A 16,823-nucleotide genomic window follows, 5' to 3' on the forward strand; every position below is an offset into this window, starting at 1 on the left:
GTTGAAAGTGCGAGGTGAGCGGTCAAAGGGGGCGACGAGCGGTTCCGGCTCGCCGCCAGGGGGCGAAATTATGTGATTGAGATCACTTGATTATTCGGGTTGCGTTCCACCGCCAGATAGTTCTCCAGCGTTCCGATCAGTTTTTCCTTCAGCCAGCTCGGCTCAAGAATCTGAATATGGGGCAGCCAGTAGAACAGCAGCGGCAGGATCTGGTTCTCGTGCGCCGCCTGGCAGCGCAGCGTGACGCCGCCCTGTTGCTCCTCCAGCAGCTCTTGTTCCGGCAGAAGATCGCGGCGCAGGAAGTAATGCGAAATATTATCTTTGATAAATATTTTCACCGCGAAAGTATTTTCAGATACCCAAGGGTCGAGGCTTTTTTCCAGCAGCTCAAGGACATTTTCTTCCGGGGTGAAGGTCGTTTTCTGAATATCAAACCAGCTAATCTGGCTCAATGAGAAGGATTTCAGACGGCTATTTTCGGTGGCTTGTAAATACCATATATTTTTTTTGTTAATGAGTTTATAGGGATTAATCAGACGGGTTTTCCCCTTATAAACAATCTGACAAACATTATGGTTTTTAATCGATCTCTCGATTTTCGTTAAATGACGGCGAATATCGCGCTGGACCGTGTGTTCGGCTTCATTCGCAAGAATAAGAATATGGTTTTCGTCAACGCGCGTTTCAAGATTTTGCCAGAATTCCGTATTTCTTTCAGGGAAAAAGCTGTCGGCATTCAGGAAGTTAGCAAGGGTGTGGTGTAGGCCTTGTCCGCCGGGCGATTGTGCAGAATGAATCAGTCGATATAGCCCGTTACCGGTATGTTCAACAATGGGAGAGAGGGCATTTAAATCCCGGTAGACGGTACGCTCGGTAATTTTAAATTTCTCCATTAGCGCACTGCGGTTTACCACACCGTTTAAATGTAGCTCAACCAGAATATCGACCAGACGTTCAGCCGAGCGGCTCCGCGTCGTTTTTGCCATAAGGTCATCCTGTATATTTAGGTATGCGCTGAATGATGCGGATGCACTGACAAAGGGTGCCAGTATTCAGTCACAGAAAATTTCTCTTATGGGTATATAACGGCGTGATTTAGCGGAAACCTTAGGAGTTTTTGTAGAAAGCGGCGCTGGCCGAAGAAAAAGGCCAGCGCGAGGGGGGATCACACGGCGGCTTCCGCCTCCAGCATAACCGGGTGGAAACGGCGCTTGAAGTAGATCAGGCCGTGTCCCGCGTCACTCAGAATGATGTTTTTAATTTCAACAAGGTAGACAAGATGCGTGCCGATGGTTTGCACCTGGCTAATCTCGCCTTCCAGGCTGGCGAGCGCGCCCTTGAGCACCGGCTGCGCCAGCGGGCCTTTCTGCCAGCAGGAGAGGGCAAAGCGCTCCTCCATCGTCATACCGGTCATCCCGGCGAAATGGCGAGCCATGATCTCCTGCTCGTGGTTCAGTACGTTAACGCACAGCCTGCCGTTGCCCTGAAATACCGGGTTCATGGCGCTGTTGGCGTTGATGCACACCATGACCGACGGCGGGGTGTCAGTCACCGAACAGACGGCGGTGGCGGTAATGCCGCAGCGGCCCGCCTCGCCCTCGGTGGTGACCACATTGACCGCCGCCGACAGGCTGCTCATTGCGTCGCGAAAACGCAGGCGTTGTTCATCTAAATGCATTGCAACCTCCCGCTGCGCTATTTCAGCAGCTTGTCGAGCATGTTGATATCGCTGTTGTTGTGCAGGTGCGGCACCGTCCAGCCGTGCTGGTCGTATTCGGACATGCAGCGGTCGACCATCGCCATCATCTTGTCCATGTTGCCGGAGCTCTGCGCCTGGCGCAGACACTGCAGGCGGATCTCATCCTGGCTCCCGGAGTAGTTGATTTCGTACAGCTCGTGACGACCGCCAAACTCGCTGCCGATGGCATCCCACATCAGCTTCAAAATCTTGATGCGTTCGACGTGATCCATACCGTTGGAGCCGCGAACGTATTTCGCCAGATACTGGTCGATCTGCGGGTTGTTCAGATCCCGGGCGCTGGACGGCAGGTAAATCAGACCGGACGTCACGTTACGCTCGATGATGTTCTTGATCTTGGCGTAGGCCATCGGCGCCATCACGCGGTAGGTTTGCAGCGCGGCGTGATCCGGCAGGTAGGCGCCGTTCACCCACGGCGTGGCTTCGGAACACATGGAGTCGCTCAGCGCCCAGAACATGTTGCGCCAGGCCACCACTTCGCCGAGATCCGCCTGCACGCCGCGGAACTCCAGGGTACCGGTGCACTCGAGCGATTTCTTCAGCAGGGCGGTGATGAAGTCGAGCTTCACCGCCAGACGCACGCAGGCCTGCAGCGGGTACATCCGCGCAAATCCACCTTCCATCGTCCAGCGACGGCAGCGGTCGAAATCGCGGTAGATCAGCACGTTTTCCCACGGGATCAGCACGTGATCCATCACCAGGATCGCGTCGTTCTCGTCGAAGCGGCTGGAGAGCGGGTAGTCGTACGGGGATCCGGTTGCGCCTGCCACCATCTCGTAAGAGGCGCGCGAGATCAGCTTCACGCCTTCGGCATCCATCGGCGCGACGAACATCAGCGCGAAGTCCGGGTTTTCGCCCATCACCTGCGCGGAGCCGAAGCCGATCATGTTGTAGTGGGTCAGCGCCGAGTTGGTTGCCACCACTTTCGCGCCGCTGACGATAATCCCGGCATCGGTCTCTTTCTCCAGCTTGATGTAGACATCTTTCACCTCGTCAGCCGGCTTGTGGCGGTCGATCGGCGGGTTAACGATAGCGTGGTTGAAGTACAGGCCGGTTTCCTGAATGCGGGTGTACCAGTTACGGGCGTTCTGTTCGAACTGGCCGTAGAAGGCCGGGTTGGCGCCGAGCGCGCAGCCGAATGCGGCCTTGTAGTCCGGCGTGCGGCCCATCCAGCCGTAGCTCAGGCGCGACCACTCGGCGATGGCGTCGCGCTGCTGGCGCAGGTCGTCGGCGCTTTTCGCCACGCGGAAGAACTTATGGGTGTAGCCGCCGCTGCCGGTGTCGGTGCCCCAGCAGAGGGTGTCCTGCATGTCCGGCTTGTGAAGCGCGTCGTACATCTGCGCGATAGAGGCCGCCGCGTTGCGAAACGCCGGATGGGTGGTGACGTCTTTGACGCGCTCGCCGTAGATATAAATCTCACGGCCGTCCTGCAGGCTTTTTAAATACTCTTCGCCGGTTAACGGACGTTTGGCATCAGCGCGGAAATCTTCAGGCTTCATAGGGACCTCGTATCGGAATAGTGTTGTTAAATTTATGTTTTGTTTTTGTTGTTTAATTGAAGCCTGAGAGGGGCGTAACGTGAAGGGACGATTGGGACAACGGCGGGTACTTTTCGGGTTGGATTGGGATTTGTGATCTGTGCGGCTTTTCGGCGGGTGGCGCTGCGCTTACCCGCCCTACAAAACGTGATGCGTTCAGGAAACCGGTACTTTCTGCGCCCGATACGCGCTCGGCGAGCACCCCACTAAGCGGTTAAAAAACCGGGCAAAATAGGCCGGATCCTTAAACCCCAGCTGCCAGGCAATCTCGCTGACCGCGCTGTCGGAGAAGAGCAGCAGCCGCCTGGCCTCCCGCAGCTGGCGGTCGAAGATCAGCCGCTTCGGTGGGCGGTTGGCGAAGCGGCGGCAGATGTCGGTCAGGCGGGATTCGGTCAGGTGCAGTTCGCTGGCGTATTCCGGCACCGTCCAGTGCTGGTGGTAGTGGGCATCTATCAGCTGGGTAAAGCGCTGGAACAGCTTCAGCTCGCCGCGCATACCGCCCGAAGCGTGGTCGTCGAGCTTGGCGTTGCGCAGCAGCAGGGTGAAGACCGCCTGCGCCAGCAGGACCAGGGTATGTTCGCGCCCCGGCAGCTGTTCCGTCGATTCCCGGGCAATCAGCTGCCAGTAGTGCTTCAGCGCCGCCAGCTCGTCCGGCCTGTCGGCCAGCGAGAGGCAGATCCCCGGCAGGCCAAACGCTTCCCGCGTGCCGGGGTAGAGCACCTCCAGCAGCGGCCAGATCAGATCCTCGCGCACCGTCAGCACGTGCCCGTCGCTGTCGGATTCGGTGATAAACGCGTGCGGCACCGACGGCGGCGTGAGGACGAACAGCGGGGCCTGCACCGAGTAGCGGTGATCGTCGAGCTGGAGCTCAATCTGCCCGGTATCGAGAAAGTGCATCTGAAAATACTGGTCGTGACGATGCGCCTGCATGTCGCGGCCAAAAAAGGCCGCCATGCGCGCGAACGACTGGTAGTGCACATCGTCGGTGCCCAGACTTTCGTCGTACTCCTTGCTGATATCAATGTTGGCGATAGGGCTCTGGCACATGCTCGTTCCTCTGTTGATCCCGCTGCGTCATCGGAATGCGCGTCAGCACCAGCGCGCCGACCACCAGCAGCCCGGCCACAAACCATAGGCCGGAGCTGAAGCTGCCGGTCGCGTCGCGCAGGATCCCAATCAGCAATGGGCTGACGGCGGATCCTACGTTGCCGATGGCGTTGATCACCGCCAGCGCCACCGCGCGGGACTGCAGGCTAATAACCCGATCCGGCGTGGTCCAGAATATCGCCATGGCGGTAAACGATCCGGTTGAGGCCATGATGATGCCAAGCAGCTGGATCAGGCTGTGATCGGTGGCCGAGGCCAGCATCCATCCCGCCGCGGCGAACAGGTACGGCAGGATGGTGTGCTTTTTTCGCTCTTTCAGCCTGTCGGAGCGTCGGCTCCACCAGATCATCCCGAGGATGGTGCAAAACTGCGGGATCGCCGCCAGCAGGCCGATGACGATATTGCTGCTCCCCGTGTTAAAGCTTTGCAGGATCTGCGGCGTCCAGATGTTGATCGCGCTAAGCGTGTTGGTCAGGCAGAAGTAGGCCAGCGTGTAGAGCAGCACCGCCGGGGTCAGCACTTCGCGCAGCGTCGATCGCGGCGTGACGGATTGGGCAATGGCGACCTCCTGCTCGCGGGCGATCATCGTTTTCAGCGCCTGCTTTTCGTCGTCGTCCAGCCAGGTGGCCTGATCCGGCGTGTCGTTGAGGTAAAACCAGGTCACTACGCCGAGCACCACCGACGGCAGCCCCTCCAGCAGGAACAGCCACTGCCAGCCCTTCAGGTTCCACAGCCCGTCCATCGCCAGAATGTAGCCGGAGAGGATCGAGCCGAGCATCATGGTCACCGGCATGGCGATCATAAACAGCGCGTTGGCGCGGGCGCGGTGATAGGCCGGGAACCACCAGGTGAGATAGACCAGGATCCCTGGCAGGAAGCCCGCTTCCGCAATGCCCACCAGCATGCGTAAAACATAGAGCGTGTGCGGGCTGGTGGCGAACATGGTGCAGGTGGAGGCGATGCCCCACACCACCATGATCCCGGCGATCCAGCGCCGCGCGCCGATTTTCGCCAGCATGATGTTGCTCGGGATCCCGCACAGCACGTAGGTAACGTAAAACAGCGTCGCGGCCAGGCCAAACATGGTCGACGTAAGGCCCAGATCTTTGCCCATCGTCAGCCCGGCAAAGCCGATGTTGATACGATCGAGAAACGAAAAGACAAACAGGATAAAGAGAAAGACGATCAGGCGTCGGAACAGCTTGTTAATGGCGCGATGTTCAACAGCTTTATTATCATGGGTTTGCAGGGTAGAGGTCGTCATGGTGCGCTCCAGATCTTACGTTTAGTAGACGGATTTATTGTTATTAACTGACGTAACCGGTTGTTCGATAAAGCGTGCCGCCAGCGCTTCCGCGCCGCGGGCGAGCAGGGTGGTGTCGACGCCGACGGCGACAAATAGCGCGCCGAGTTCAAGGTAGCGTTTCGCCAGCGGCTCGTTCGCCATCAGGATGCCGGGCGCTTTACCGGCCGCACGGATCTGCGCGATCGCCTGCTCGATGGCGGCCTGCACCTCCGGGTGCTGCGGGTTGCCGGCAAAGCCCATGTCGGCGCTCAGATCCGCCGGGCCGATAAACACGCCGTCGACGCCTTCCACGTCCAGGATCTGCGGCAGGTTTTTCAGCGCCTCGCGGGTTTCAATCTGCACCAGCACGCACATGGCGTCGTTAGCCTGCTGCAGGTAATCCGGGATGCGGTTCCAGCGCGAGGCGCGCGCCAGGGCGCTGCCGACGCCGCGAATGCCCGCAGGCGGGTAGCGGGTAGAACGGACCGCCAGCCGCGCTTCGTCGGCGTTTTGAACCATCGGCACCAGCAGGGTTTGTGCCCCCACGTCCAGCAGCTGTTTAATCTGCACCGGGTCGTTCCACGACGGGCGCACCACCGGCTGGCTGGGATAAGGGGCGATGGCCTGTAATTGGGTTAACACGGTCTGCACGCTGTTCGGCGCGTGCTCGCCGTCGATCAGCAGCCAGTCGAAGCCTGCCCCCGCCAGCAGCTCGGCGCTATAGCTGCTGGTCAGCCCCAGCCATAAGCCGATTTGCGGGCGGCCCGCCTGCAGCGCCGCTTTGAATGCGTTTTGCATGGTCCTCTCCTAAACAAAGCGGCAGCTGATGGAGCCCATGCTGCCGTAGTCGACGTGGAAGGTGTCGCCTCTGCTGGCGGGCACCGGGCGGGTAAACGAGCCGCCGAGAATGATTTGCCCCGGCTCAAGCTGCACGTCGTACGGCGCCAGCTTGTTCGCCAGCCACGCTACGCCGTTCGCCGGGTGGTTGAGCACGCCTGCGGCAACGCCGGTCTCTTCGATCACGCCGTTGCGGTAGAGCAGGGCGGAGATCCAGCGCAGATCCAGCGCGTCGGGCTTAATCGGACGGCCGCCGAGGATCACCCCCGCATTGGCGGCGTTATCGGAAATGGTGTCGAACACCTTGCGCGGGCGCTGGGTTTCCGGGTCAACGTTGTGGCAGCGGGCGTCGATCAGCTCCAGCGCGGGGATGACGTAGTCAGTCGCGTTGTAGACGTCGAAGATCGTGCAGTTCGGGCCGCGCAGCGGTTTTGCCAGCACGAAGGCTAGCTCCACTTCGATGCGCGGAACGATAAAGCGATCGACGGGGATGTCGCTGCCGTCGTGGAAGAACATGTCGTCCAGCAGCGCGCCGTAGTCCGGCTCGCTAATCTGCGAGCTGGCCTGCATCGCTTTCGAGGTGAGGCCGATCTTGTGGCCCTTCAGCACGCGGCCTTCGGCGATTTTCAGGCTGACCCATTCGCGCTGGACGGCGTAGGCGTCTTCAATGGTGATCTCCGGGTACTCCAGCGAGATCGCGCGGATCTGCTCCCGGGATTGTTCCGCCTGATGCAGACGATGGGCGATCAGGGTATGGGTGTGTTTGTCGAGCATGGCGATATCCTGTTTTATGTTTTTTCTCCCTCTCCCCGTGGGAGAGGGACGGGGTGAGGGCATCAGGCCGCAGAGATTTCCCCTCACCCTAACCCTCTCCCAAAGGGAGAGGGGACGGTTTTACTTAAACAACGCGTGCACGTTGTTTTGTTTGTAATTGAGCGTCGGATGCAGCTCGTCGAGCTCGAACGACAGTGCCAGATAGCGGGCGGCCATCAGCTCCGCGAAGTGCGTTTTGATCAGCGCAAACAGCATCTCCCCCACGGCTTCCCGGCTCTCCAGGCTGCGCCCGGCACCAATCTTTAGCGTCATATGCACAAAGGCGTAATCGTGCCTGCCGTCGGCCATCTGCCAGGTGTCCAGCCAGTGGGCGCGGCTGCGGATACCGCCGATGGGGAAGATGCCCGTGGCGGCGAGCGCCTCGTTGACTTTGGCGAACAGCCCCGGCAGGTCGGCCTGCTCGCGGATGTTGTCGGTACATTCAGCAATAAAGTGCGGCACGGTGGCTCCTTACGCAGGCAGCGGGAAAACGGCGTTAACCTGGCCGGTGCCGGAGCTGGCGAACAGCTCGGTGAGGAACTCCACCTTGCCGTCGTACTGGTCCCAGCCGAGCATGCCCAGCAGCATCACGGTGTCGTGCATGTTGCCCTCGCCGTAGCAGTAGTCGGCGTACTCCGGCAGCATGCTGCAAAACTCCTTAAACTGGCCTTCGCGCCACAGCTTCACCACGCGCTCGTCCATCTGACGGTCAAACTCGCGGGTGTAGCTGTTCATCCCTTCTTCCGCACGCTGGTCGTCGATAAAGCGGTGCGACAGCGAGCCGCTGGCGAGCACCGCCACGGTGCCGTCGTATTTTTCGATAGCGCTGACGATGGCCTCGCCCAGCCTGCGGCTGTCGGCGAAGTCGTGAACCGTGCAGAACGCCGAGATGGAGATCACTTTGAAGTGCTTATCCGCATTCATGTAGCGCATCGGCACCAGCGTGCCGTACTCCAGCTTGAGGCTCGGGATGTTGTGCGCTTTGGCGCGCACGCCGAGCTTCACCGCTTCGTCGGCGATCAGCTGGCCGAGCGCCGGGTTGCCGTCGTAGTCATAGGTCATGTCGCGGATAAAGTGCGGCAGCTCGTTGCTGGTGTAGACGCCCGCAAAATGGTCCGCACAGTTGATGTGGTACGCGCTGTTCACCAGCCAGTGGGTGTCGAACACGATGATGGTGTCCACGCCCAGCTCGCGGCAGCGCTTGCTGATTTCTTTATGCCCGTCGATGGCCGACTGGCGGCAGCCGTGGTTTTTCCCCGGCAGCTCGGAGAGGTACATGGACGGTACGTGGGTGATTTTCGCCGCTAACGCTAGTTTACCCATGGTCAGATCCCCCACTTTGGAATTGGATGGTCGCCCATGGAGATGCAGACGTTCTTCATCTCCGCGAACACCTCGAAGCTGTACTCACCGCCCTCGCGGCCGGTGCCGGAGGCCTTCACGCCGCCAAACGGCTGGCGCAGGTCGCGCACGTTCTGGGTGTTGACGAACACCATGCCCGCTTCGATATTGCGCGCCAGGCGCAGCACCTTGCTGACGTCCTGGGTCCAGATGTACGACGCCAGGCCGTACTCCACGTCGTTCGCCAGGCGCAGGCCTTCCGCTTCGTCCTTAAACGGCAGCAGGCAGGCCACCGGCCCGAAGATCTCCTCCTGCGCCACGCGCATGCGGTTGTCGACGTCCGCCAGCACGGTTGGTCGCAGGAAGTTGCCGCCCTTCAGGTGCGCAGGCAGATCGGTCGGTTTGTCCGGGCCGCCCGCCAGCAGGGTTGCACCCTCTTCAATGCCGAGGCGGATGTAGCCGGATACCTTCTCCCAGTGCTGCTTGCTGATGAGTGCGCCAATCTGGGTGTTCGGATCGGTCGGGTCGCCCACGCGGAGGCGGTTGGCGCGCTCGGCAAAGCGCTTGACGAATTCCGGGTAGATGCTCTGCTGGATAAAGATGCGCGAGCCCGCGGTGCAGCGCTCGCCGTTGATGGAGAAGATGGTGAACAGGGCTGCGTCCAGCGCGCGCTCGATGTCGGCATCTTCAAAAATCAGCACCGGGGATTTACCACCCAGCTCCATGGAGTACTTCTTCAGCCCGGCGTTTTTCATGATGTTACGCCCGGTGGCGGTGCCGCCGGTGAAGGAGACCGCGCGCACGTCGTGATGGCGCACCAGCGCGTCGCCTGCCGTCGCGCCGTAGCCCTGCACCACGTTCAGCACGCCCGCCGGAATGCCCGCCTCCAGCGCCAGCTCGCCCAGACGGTCGGCGGTCAGCGGGGAGAGTTCAGACATTTTCAGCACCGCGGTGTTTCCGAGTGCCAGGCACGGGGCGACCTTCCAGGTGGCGGTCATAAACGGCACGTTCCACGGCGACACCAGCGCGCAGACGCCCACCGGCTGCACCAGGGTATAGTTGAGCATCTTGTCGTCGACCGGGTAGGTTTTGCCGTTCATCTGCTGGCACACCTCGGCGAAGAACTCGAAGTTGTGCGAGGCGCGCGGAATGAGCACGTTTTTGGTCTGGTGGATCGGCAGGCCGGTGTCGGCGGTTTCCATGGCGGCGATCTCGGGCACGTTCTGGTCAATCAGATCGCCCAGGCGGCGCATCAGGCGCGCGCGCTCTTTCATCGGCAGATTGGCCCATTTCGGGAACGCCTCTTTGGCGGCGGCAACGGCCTGGTGAATTTCAGCTTCACCGCCGGAGGCGACTTCCGCTAATACCTCGCCGGAGGCCGGGTTGGTGGTGTGGAAGTACTCGCTTCCGGCGACGTTTTTACCGTTGATCCAGTGGTTTATCTTTTTCATTTTGCAGTCTCCTCGCTGACAATTCTGTTCACCAGGCGTCCCACGCCCTCCACTTCCACCACCACCTCATCGCCCGGCACCACGTCGGACAGCCCTTTTGGCGTGCCGGTGGCAATCATGTCGCCCGGCTGCAGGGTCATAAAATCGCTCAGGTACGCAATCAGGAACGGAATGCTGAAGATCAGATCCGCGGTGGTGCCTTCCTGGCGCAGCTCGCCGTTGACGAAGGTGCGCAGGGCGAGATTGTGAGGGTCGGGAATCGCCGCTTTCGGCACGATGTGGGGGGAAATGGGCGTCAGCCCGTCGCGGCTTTTTACCCGCAGGTTCGGGCGGTAGTAGTTTTCCAGGTAGTCGCGGATGGCGTAGTCGTTGCAGACCGTATAGCCCGCCACGTAGTCCATCGCCTCGGCTTCGCTGACCTTACGCGCGGTTTTACCGATGACCACCACCAGCTCCGCCTCGTAGTGCATGTATTCGATATTGTTCGGGCGCACCGACGTCTGGTTGTCGCCGTTGAAGGTGTTTGGCGCTTTGATAAATACCAGCGGCTCGGTGGGCGGCTTGAAGTCCAGCTCGCTGGCGTGATCGGCATAGTTCAGGCCGAGGGCAAACAGCGTGGCGTGCGGCGGCGTGCTGTGCGCAATAGTGACGCTACGCTCATCCACCACCGGGTTTTCCAGCGGCGGGAAGCCTGCCGCCAGAATACGCACGCGATCGCCCGGGCGGATCTCAACGCGGCTTTGCGGCGTGCCGAGCAGGATCGCATCGCCGGGGTTGAGGGTGGCGAACTCGCTCAGGGCGCTCAGCAGTTCGGCAGCGCTGCGCTGAAGATCGGCGGTGTTCCAGTGGTCCGCTTCGCGACCGTTGATCTCGGTAATGATGGTCAGGTTATCCACGCTATCAACGGCGACAAGTTCGCCCAGCGGGCAAAATCCGTCCCGGCATTTGGCCTTGATGGCCGGGCGGTAGAAGCTCTCTTCCGGCAGGCTCACTTCGTTGGCCAGCGCGTATCCCGCGATGTAGTCCGCGGCGTCCTCCACGCGCACCCTGCTGGCGGTTTTGCCCACCACCAGCGCCACCGTCGCGCCGCTCAGCACCGTTTCCCCCTGCGGGAAGGGGATCGGCTCGCCCGCGCGAATCACCGTGTTGTGCGGTTTTATAAACCACACGGCTGTTTTCGGCGGCGTGCTGTAGGGGGCTTTTTCAAACGCCTCGCGCCAGGCTTCACGCTGGCTTCGATGGTTGAGGGCGACGGCAAAAACGGTACCTTTCATTCACATACTCCTCACCCCGGCGGTCCGGGTTATGATTTCATTAATATGTTAATGATCTGGTTTTATGCTTTTGCTGTTTATTTCGCAATCAGAAGTGAAAAATTTGTGATATGAATAACAATAAATTTACATATTGGTAATTATTTATAGGTAAATCAGCTGGTTAATAAATTTGAATGGTTTCTGTTAGACTTTTTGGCAGAAAACGTCTTGTTTATAAAAGCATCTTTTAGTGATTGTTTACTTGTTAATGATGTGAAGGGAGAGCCTATGCATGACTCATTAACCATCGCGCTGCTGCAGGCGCGGGAAGCGGCGATGTCGTACTTCCGCCCGATCGTGAAGCGGCATAACCTGACCGAGCAGCAGTGGCGCATTGTGCGCGTGCTGGCTGAGCATCCGTCGATGGATTTTCACGATCTGGCGTTTCGCACCTGCATCCTGCGCCCGAGCCTGACCGGCATTCTGACGCGCATGGAGCGTGACGGCCTGGTGCTGCGCTTAAAGCCGGTCAACGACCAGCGCAAGCTGTACGTGTCGCTGACCAAAGAGGGGAATGCGCTGTATGAACATGCCCAGGCGCAGGTCGAAGAGGCGTATCAGCAAATTGAGGCGGAATACACGCCGGAGAAGATGAAACAGCTGACGGCGCTGCTGGAAGAGTTTATTGAACTCGGAAACCGGCATAACGCAGCGCGGGAAGAAGAGTAAAAACCACAAATTCCAGAATGATTTTCGTAAAGTTTTCCCTTTCCAGGCCGAAAATTCTGTATCTGTCTGAGGAAAGAGAAAACATGTTAAACCGTATCAAGATTGTCACCAGCTTAATGCTGGTTTTAGCGATATTTGGCCTTTTACAACTCACGTCCGGTGGTCTTTTCTTTAATGCCCTTAAGAATGACAAAGAGAATTTCACCGTCCTGCAAACCATTCGCCAGCAACAATCCACGCTGAACGCCAGCTGGGTCGCGTTGCTGCAAACCCGTAATACCCTGAACCGCGCGGGTATCCGCTACATGATGGATCAGAGCAATATCGGCAGCGGCGCGACCGTTAACGATTTGATGCAAATCGCGTCTACGTCTCTGAAACAGGCGGAAAAAAACTGGGCTGCCTACGAAGCCCTGCCGCGCGATCCGCGTCAAAGCGATGCGGATGCCATGGAGATCAAGCGTAACTATGATATTTACCACGGCGCGCTGGCGGAGCTGATTCAGCTGCTGGGCGCGGGCAAAATCAACGCCTTCTTCGACCAGCCGACCCAGAGCTATCAGGACGGTTTTGAGAAGCAGTATGTGAGCTACCTGCAGCAGAACGACAAGCTGTACCAGACGGCGGTTGAAGATAGCAACAGCTCCTTCAGCCAGGCTATCTGGGTGCTGATCAGCGTCCTGATTGCCGTGCTGGTGGTGATCGTGGCCGTCTGGCTCAACATTAAGCAGACGCTGATCTCTCCGCTGAATCGTCTGATCGACAACATTCGCCATATCGCCAGCGGCGACCTGGTGAAGCGCATTGAGGTTCAGGGCACCAACGAGATGGGTGAACTGGCCGACTCGCTGCGTCATATGCAGGGTGAGCTGGTGCGTACCGTCGGCGACGTGCGTAACGGCGCGAACGCTATCTACAGCGGCGCGAGTGAAATTGCGATGGGCAATAACGACCTCTCCTCCCGTACTGAACAGCAGGCCGCTTCCCTGGAAGAGACCGCGGCCAGCATGGAGCAGCTGACGGCGACCGTTAAGCAGAACGCCGAAAACGCCCGTCAGGCGAGCCATCTTGCGCTGAGCGCCTCTGAAACCGCGCAGAAAGGCGGCAAAGTGGTGGATAACGTGGTGCAGACCATGCGCGATATCGCGGGCAGTTCGCAGAAAATTGCCGACATTATCAGCGTGATCGACGGCATTGCCTTCCAGACCAACATTCTGGCACTGAACGCGGCGGTAGAAGCGGCGCGTGCGGGCGAGCAGGGCCGTGGTTTTGCGGTGGTGGCAGGTGAAGTGCGTAACCTGGCCCAGCGCAGCGCCCAGGCGGCTCGTGAAATCAAGAGCCTGATTGAAGACTCCGTGGGCCGCGTGGAAGTGGGTTCAACGCTGGTCGAAAGCGCCGGTGAAACCATGGGTGAGATCGTGAACGCGGTTACCCGCGTAACGGACATCATGGGTGAAATCGCCTCTGCGTCTGACGAGCAGAGCCGCGGTATCGACCAGGTGGGTCTGGCGGTAGCCGAGATGGATCGCGTGACCCAGCAGAACGCCTCGCTGGTTGAGGAATCTGCCGCAGCGGCGGCCGCACTGGAAGAGCAGGCGAGCCGTCTGACTCAGGCCGTGGCGGTGTTCCGCATTCAGCAGGAGCAGATGAAAGCGCGCGAATTCGCTGCGGCTAAAGCGGTTTCCGCGCCGGTGATGGCGCGTAAAACCGCGACTGCCGATTCAGGCGATAACTGGGAAACGTTCTAACTCTGCGCGTTGTGCCGGGTGGCGGCTGCGCCTTACCCGGCCTACGGTTCGTGGTTTGTGCCGGGTGGCGGCTACGCCTTACCCGGCCTACGGTTCAGGGTTTTGTAGGCCCGGTAAGCGCAGCGCCACCGGGCGATATTACAGAGGCAGGCGCATGGCGCAGCGCGTCTCATACGCGAAACCGTGCGCTGTCTCTTCTTCCCTTTTCTGACGCAGTTCAGGCGTCAGCGTCGTCATTTTTTCAAACCCCAGCCGCGCATAGAACGGCGCGTTCCACGGTACGTCCCGAAACGTCGTCAACGTCAGCGACGCCAGCCCCAGCGTGCGGGCATGGTCAGCCGCACGGGCGATGAGCTGCCGGCCAATCCCTTTTCCCTGCCAGTCCAGAACGACCGAGAGCTCCACGATAAACAGCGACGAAGAGTGCGCTTCGGTGAGGATAAACCCTGCGGGGCGGTCGTTAACCAGCGCCAGCCAGCTTAGCCCACGTTCGGCATACTCAAGGTGCTGCTCAGCGGAAATGACCTCACCGTCGGCAAGCCAGGCGAGCTCCTGGACTTCACGAAAGCGCTCGCCCGCCGCGCGTTCAATGGCGGGCAGGGCGGTAACGTCGCCGGGACGCGTGGGTCGAACGGTGAGGTTAAGGTCGACCATTAGCCTGCGCGACTCACAATTTTAATTTCTACCATGCCAATCCCGATTTCGCGCGGTGAGTGTCCAAGGATATTCCCTTCATTCGTCGACTGCGGGTCTGGCGGCACAATCACCAGGGTGTTGCTGCGCGATGGGTTCTCAAAATGCAGCGTGTGCGTGCTCACGTCGTTCCCGAGCGTCAGCGTCTGCTCCCGATCGCCCACGCGCACCGGCACGGGCCTGTTAGCGTTAGGGCCATACGCTCTGGCGGTGATCACCAGGTCGAACTGTTCCGGTAGCGGATGGGCGTACTCAATTTTCACCTCATTGCCCAGCTGCGCGTTTGACCAACGTCCCCAGGACTCCGGACGCGAGATGCCGCTAAACTGCTTCACTTCCTCGGGCGCGCCGGCCACGTTAAAGATAAAGCTGTCCGCTTTGTAGCGAATATCGTTATCGCTGACTTTCAGCATGTCGATGTTGTGCTGATAGCGCGCCGTATCAATCACCGTATCTTTAAACGCGGTTTTGCCTTTCCATTGGGCTTTGTCCACGTGCTGCACGGTTTGCTCCCCGCCGAGCTGGCCCTGAGAGACGCACCAGTCGGTAGAAAGCGCCAGCGGCTGCGACCAGAGCTGGCCCATTTTGAAACACCTGTCGACCCAGACGAAATTATCGCGCGGAGCAAAATCGGCCAGTTGATAGCGCAGCGGCGCGGAATATTCGCTTTCCGGCAGCGGCTCGACGCGACCCTCCGACACGCGCACCAGCAGCGGCAGACGGAAGCTGCTGCCCGAGAAGGCAATCGTGTTTTTATCCCGATCGACGGTGAAGTCCTTCATCTCTTTCGGGAAGTTCCACAGGCGGATGATGTCTGGCTTCCAGGCGAGGATTTTTTCCTTCATGTTGAGGAACACTTCCGACAGGGATTGCCCCGACAGCGTGCTGCGGCCCAGGCCAATAAAGTTGTCGCCACCCAGAATATCCAGCACGGTTGCGCCGTTATCCATGGAGTTGCGTTTGGTGGCGATGACCTCCTGCTGCGGCTGGTCGCCGCGCAGGACGAAGAACAGATTGCTGCGATCCTGCTTGTTGAGCTGATCCCAGGCGCTGTTTTTCATCGCCAGATGGTCAGACGAAACGACGATGACGGTGTTTTTAAACCAGGGCGAGGCTTTGATTTTCTCGACCAGCGCGGCAATGTGCTCCTGGCTGCAGGTCACGGCGCTGAAAGACTTGTTGTTTTTGCCGTCAACGTCATAGCTTTTGCGTTTGCAGCTGCGCGAGACGAACCCGTCCGGATGGTGGGTGTCCACCGTCAGCGCAAAGAGGGAGAAGCGCTTGCCCGAGCGGGAAAGCTCCTCGAATTTCTTCCAGGTTTCGTCGAGTACCGTATCGTCATAGAAGCCCCAGTCGTTACGGTAGCTCGGATCGGCAACCGTCGTTTTTAACTCTTCTGAGCCATACAGGTGGTCAAAACCGTGGGATTTCAGGAACACGTCTTTTCCGGCAAAGCGCAGGTTTGCCCCCTGCATAAAATAGTTTTCGTAGCCGGAGTTTTTCAGGATATCGCCGAGGCAAATATTCTGCGGGAAGAACGTCGACATCGAGGCTGAGGCGTTACCCTCAAAAGGCGCGAACAGCGGGATACCGCACTGGGAGGCAACCATCCCGGCAATCGTGTAATCCGTACCGGGCAGCTGCATGGTGTGGCTGAAATCAAGACCTTCATTTTTCAGCGCACCCAGGTCTGGCGTCAGGTCCGGGAACGCATCGTTATCAAAGTACGTGCGTTCCAGGCTTTCACCGTAGATGTAAACCAGGTTGAGCTTCGGGTTGGCGATCGTTTTCGACGGTTCTTTATAGTAAGCCACGAAATCAGGATCGCCGTCGCGCGACTGGGATTTCACCAGCTCGGTGATCTGATGGAACGCCGGGCTGGCGTCGACGGAGGCCAGCGCCAGGAATAACGCCAGCAGGCTGTAGCCATGATGGTGAGGATGATGGCGACGTCGACGCAGCACCCAGGCCAGCGCGCCAAAAATCGTCACCAGCGCGACAATAATGCCGAGCCCCGGAAGAATGTACTTGCCCACACCCGCGCCCGTCAGGCTGTTCGTCAGCGTGTAGAGCACCGCATCGTTAATACCGTCACCGGTAAAGTAATCGCTGGCGTATAAGGTAATGTTTAAAATAATAAAAATGCCGAGCACCACCAGCGTGGCGATAAACCACCAGGTGTGACGGCCGGCTTTCCAGGCGTAAACGCCGACGGAAGCCAGAAAAAGGATAAGAGACATGAATTCAGACAACAGCATATCCTCAT

The 16,823-nt window shown here is 59.2% G+C and carries 15 protein-coding genes; 2 read left to right on the forward strand and 13 right to left on the reverse strand.

All coding sequences use genetic code 11. The features are described 5' to 3' along the window. Positions 1-68 precede the first annotated feature (68 nt). The 11 genes from AC2TE5_RS02990 to hpaG form a co-directional block, all read right to left on the reverse strand. The gene (locus AC2TE5_RS02990; protein ID WP_219324416.1) at positions 69-986 is read right to left on the reverse strand and encodes a helix-turn-helix transcriptional regulator; all 918 of its coding nucleotides are present in this window, start codon (positions 984-986) and stop codon (positions 69-71) included. A gap of 179 nt (positions 987-1,165) precedes the next feature. Continuing rightward, positions 1,166-1,678 carry a 4-hydroxyphenylacetate 3-monooxygenase reductase subunit gene (locus AC2TE5_RS02995; protein WP_159515460.1) on the reverse strand — a complete coding sequence of 171 codons (513 nt, stop codon included), beginning with the start codon at positions 1,676-1,678 and terminating at the stop codon, positions 1,166-1,168. A 17-nt stretch (positions 1,679-1,695) separates the two neighbouring features. Continuing rightward, a complete protein-coding gene (hpaB, locus tag AC2TE5_RS03000) occupies positions 1,696-3,258 on the reverse strand; it encodes a 4-hydroxyphenylacetate 3-monooxygenase, oxygenase component (RefSeq protein WP_014168483.1) in 1,563 nt (520 codons plus the stop codon). A gap of 195 nt (positions 3,259-3,453) precedes the next feature. Further along, on the reverse strand, positions 3,454-4,344 hold the full coding sequence (hpaA, locus tag AC2TE5_RS03005) for a 4-hydroxyphenylacetate catabolism regulatory protein HpaA (protein ID WP_042717310.1): 891 nt from the start codon (positions 4,342-4,344) through the stop codon (positions 3,454-3,456). Next, positions 4,316-5,668 (reverse strand): 4-hydroxyphenylacetate permease, encoded by a 1,353-nt coding sequence (gene hpaX, locus AC2TE5_RS03010; protein WP_193940839.1) that lies wholly within the window; start codon positions 5,666-5,668, stop codon positions 4,316-4,318. Before hpaX ends, hpaA begins: the two co-directional genes overlap by 29 nt. Before the next feature lie 21 nt (positions 5,669-5,689). Next, entirely contained in the window at positions 5,690-6,487 is a 798-nt protein-coding gene (hpaI, locus tag AC2TE5_RS03015) for a 4-hydroxy-2-oxoheptanedioate aldolase (protein WP_213329942.1), read from the reverse strand. A 9-nt stretch (positions 6,488-6,496) separates the two neighbouring features. After that, a complete protein-coding gene (hpaH, locus tag AC2TE5_RS03020; protein WP_108417166.1) occupies positions 6,497-7,300 on the reverse strand; it encodes a 2-oxo-hept-4-ene-1,7-dioate hydratase in 804 nt (267 codons plus the stop codon). Between the two features lie 120 nt (positions 7,301-7,420). After that, a complete protein-coding gene (locus AC2TE5_RS03025; RefSeq protein WP_202773893.1) occupies positions 7,421-7,801 on the reverse strand; it encodes a 5-carboxymethyl-2-hydroxymuconate Delta-isomerase in 381 nt (126 codons plus the stop codon). A 9-nt stretch (positions 7,802-7,810) separates the two neighbouring features. Further along, complete coding sequence (gene hpaD, locus AC2TE5_RS03030; protein WP_213329939.1) at positions 7,811-8,662, reverse strand: 3,4-dihydroxyphenylacetate 2,3-dioxygenase; 852 nt, start codon at positions 8,660-8,662, stop codon at positions 7,811-7,813. A gap of 2 nt (positions 8,663-8,664) precedes the next feature. Next, positions 8,665-10,131 (reverse strand): 5-carboxymethyl-2-hydroxymuconate semialdehyde dehydrogenase, encoded by a 1,467-nt coding sequence (gene hpaE, locus AC2TE5_RS03035; protein WP_202770920.1) that lies wholly within the window; start codon positions 10,129-10,131, stop codon positions 8,665-8,667. Then, on the reverse strand, positions 10,128-11,405 hold the full coding sequence (hpaG, locus tag AC2TE5_RS03040; RefSeq protein WP_484612639.1) for a 4-hydroxyphenylacetate degradation bifunctional isomerase/decarboxylase: 1,278 nt from the start codon (positions 11,403-11,405) through the stop codon (positions 10,128-10,130). Before hpaG ends, hpaE begins: the two co-directional genes overlap by 4 nt. A gap of 270 nt (positions 11,406-11,675) precedes the next feature. Between hpaG and hpaR the strand changes: the two genes are divergently transcribed. Both hpaR and tsr read left to right on the forward strand, forming a co-directional pair. Then, positions 11,676-12,116 (forward strand): homoprotocatechuate degradation operon regulator HpaR, encoded by a 441-nt coding sequence (gene hpaR / locus AC2TE5_RS03045; RefSeq protein WP_023334396.1) that lies wholly within the window; start codon positions 11,676-11,678, stop codon positions 12,114-12,116. Between the two features lie 83 nt (positions 12,117-12,199). Then, positions 12,200-13,864 (forward strand): methyl-accepting chemotaxis protein, encoded by a 1,665-nt coding sequence (tsr, locus tag AC2TE5_RS03050; protein ID WP_213329933.1) that lies wholly within the window; start codon positions 12,200-12,202, stop codon positions 13,862-13,864. Positions 13,865-14,002: 138 nt separating this feature from the next. Here tsr and AC2TE5_RS03055 read toward each other — a convergent pair whose 3' ends face one another. Both AC2TE5_RS03055 and opgB read right to left on the reverse strand, forming a co-directional pair. Next, positions 14,003-14,518: a GNAT family N-acetyltransferase gene (locus AC2TE5_RS03055; RefSeq protein WP_484612640.1), complete on the reverse strand. Its 516-nt coding sequence runs from the start codon at positions 14,516-14,518 to the stop codon at positions 14,003-14,005. Next, a complete protein-coding gene (gene opgB, locus AC2TE5_RS03060; RefSeq protein ID WP_213329929.1) occupies positions 14,518-16,809 on the reverse strand; it encodes a phosphatidylglycerol--membrane-oligosaccharide glycerophosphotransferase in 2,292 nt (763 codons plus the stop codon). The genes AC2TE5_RS03055 and opgB overlap by 1 nt, the downstream gene beginning before the upstream one ends. Positions 16,810-16,823: the final 14 nt, after the last annotated feature.

The organism is Enterobacter sp. N5-15 (assembly GCF_057221635.1).

Bases quoted from the DNA above. Each gene is read 5' to 3' on its own strand.
- AC2TE5_RS02990 (WP_219324416.1), bottom strand. From the start codon at position 986: ATGGCAAAAACGACGCGGAGCCGCTCGGCTGAACGTCTGGTCGATATT.
- AC2TE5_RS02995 (WP_159515460.1), bottom strand. From the start codon at position 1,678: ATGCATTTAGATGAACAACGCCTGCGTTTTCGCGACGCAATGAGCAGC.
- hpaB (WP_014168483.1), bottom strand. From the start codon at position 3,258: ATGAAGCCTGAAGATTTCCGCGCTGATGCCAAACGTCCGTTAACCGGC.
- hpaA (WP_042717310.1), bottom strand. From the start codon at position 4,344: ATGTGCCAGAGCCCTATCGCCAACATTGATATCAGCAAGGAGTACGAC.
- hpaX (WP_193940839.1), bottom strand. From the start codon at position 5,668: ATGACGACCTCTACCCTGCAAACCCATGATAATAAAGCTGTTGAACAT.
- hpaI (WP_213329942.1), bottom strand. From the start codon at position 6,487: ATGCAAAACGCATTCAAAGCGGCGCTGCAGGCGGGCCGCCCGCAAATC.
- hpaH (WP_108417166.1), bottom strand. From the start codon at position 7,300: ATGCTCGACAAACACACCCATACCCTGATCGCCCATCGTCTGCATCAG.
- hpaD (WP_213329939.1), bottom strand. From the start codon at position 8,662: ATGGGTAAACTAGCGTTAGCGGCGAAAATCACCCACGTACCGTCCATG.
- hpaE (WP_202770920.1), bottom strand. From the start codon at position 10,131: ATGAAAAAGATAAACCACTGGATCAACGGTAAAAACGTCGCCGGAAGC.
- hpaG (WP_484612639.1), bottom strand. From the start codon at position 11,405: ATGAAAGGTACCGTTTTTGCCGTCGCCCTCAACCATCGAAGCCAGCGT.
- hpaR (WP_023334396.1), top strand. From the start codon at position 11,676: ATGCATGACTCATTAACCATCGCGCTGCTGCAGGCGCGGGAAGCGGCG.
- tsr (WP_213329933.1), top strand. From the start codon at position 12,200: ATGTTAAACCGTATCAAGATTGTCACCAGCTTAATGCTGGTTTTAGCG.
- AC2TE5_RS03055 (WP_484612640.1), bottom strand. From the start codon at position 14,518: ATGGTCGACCTTAACCTCACCGTTCGACCCACGCGTCCCGGCGACGTT.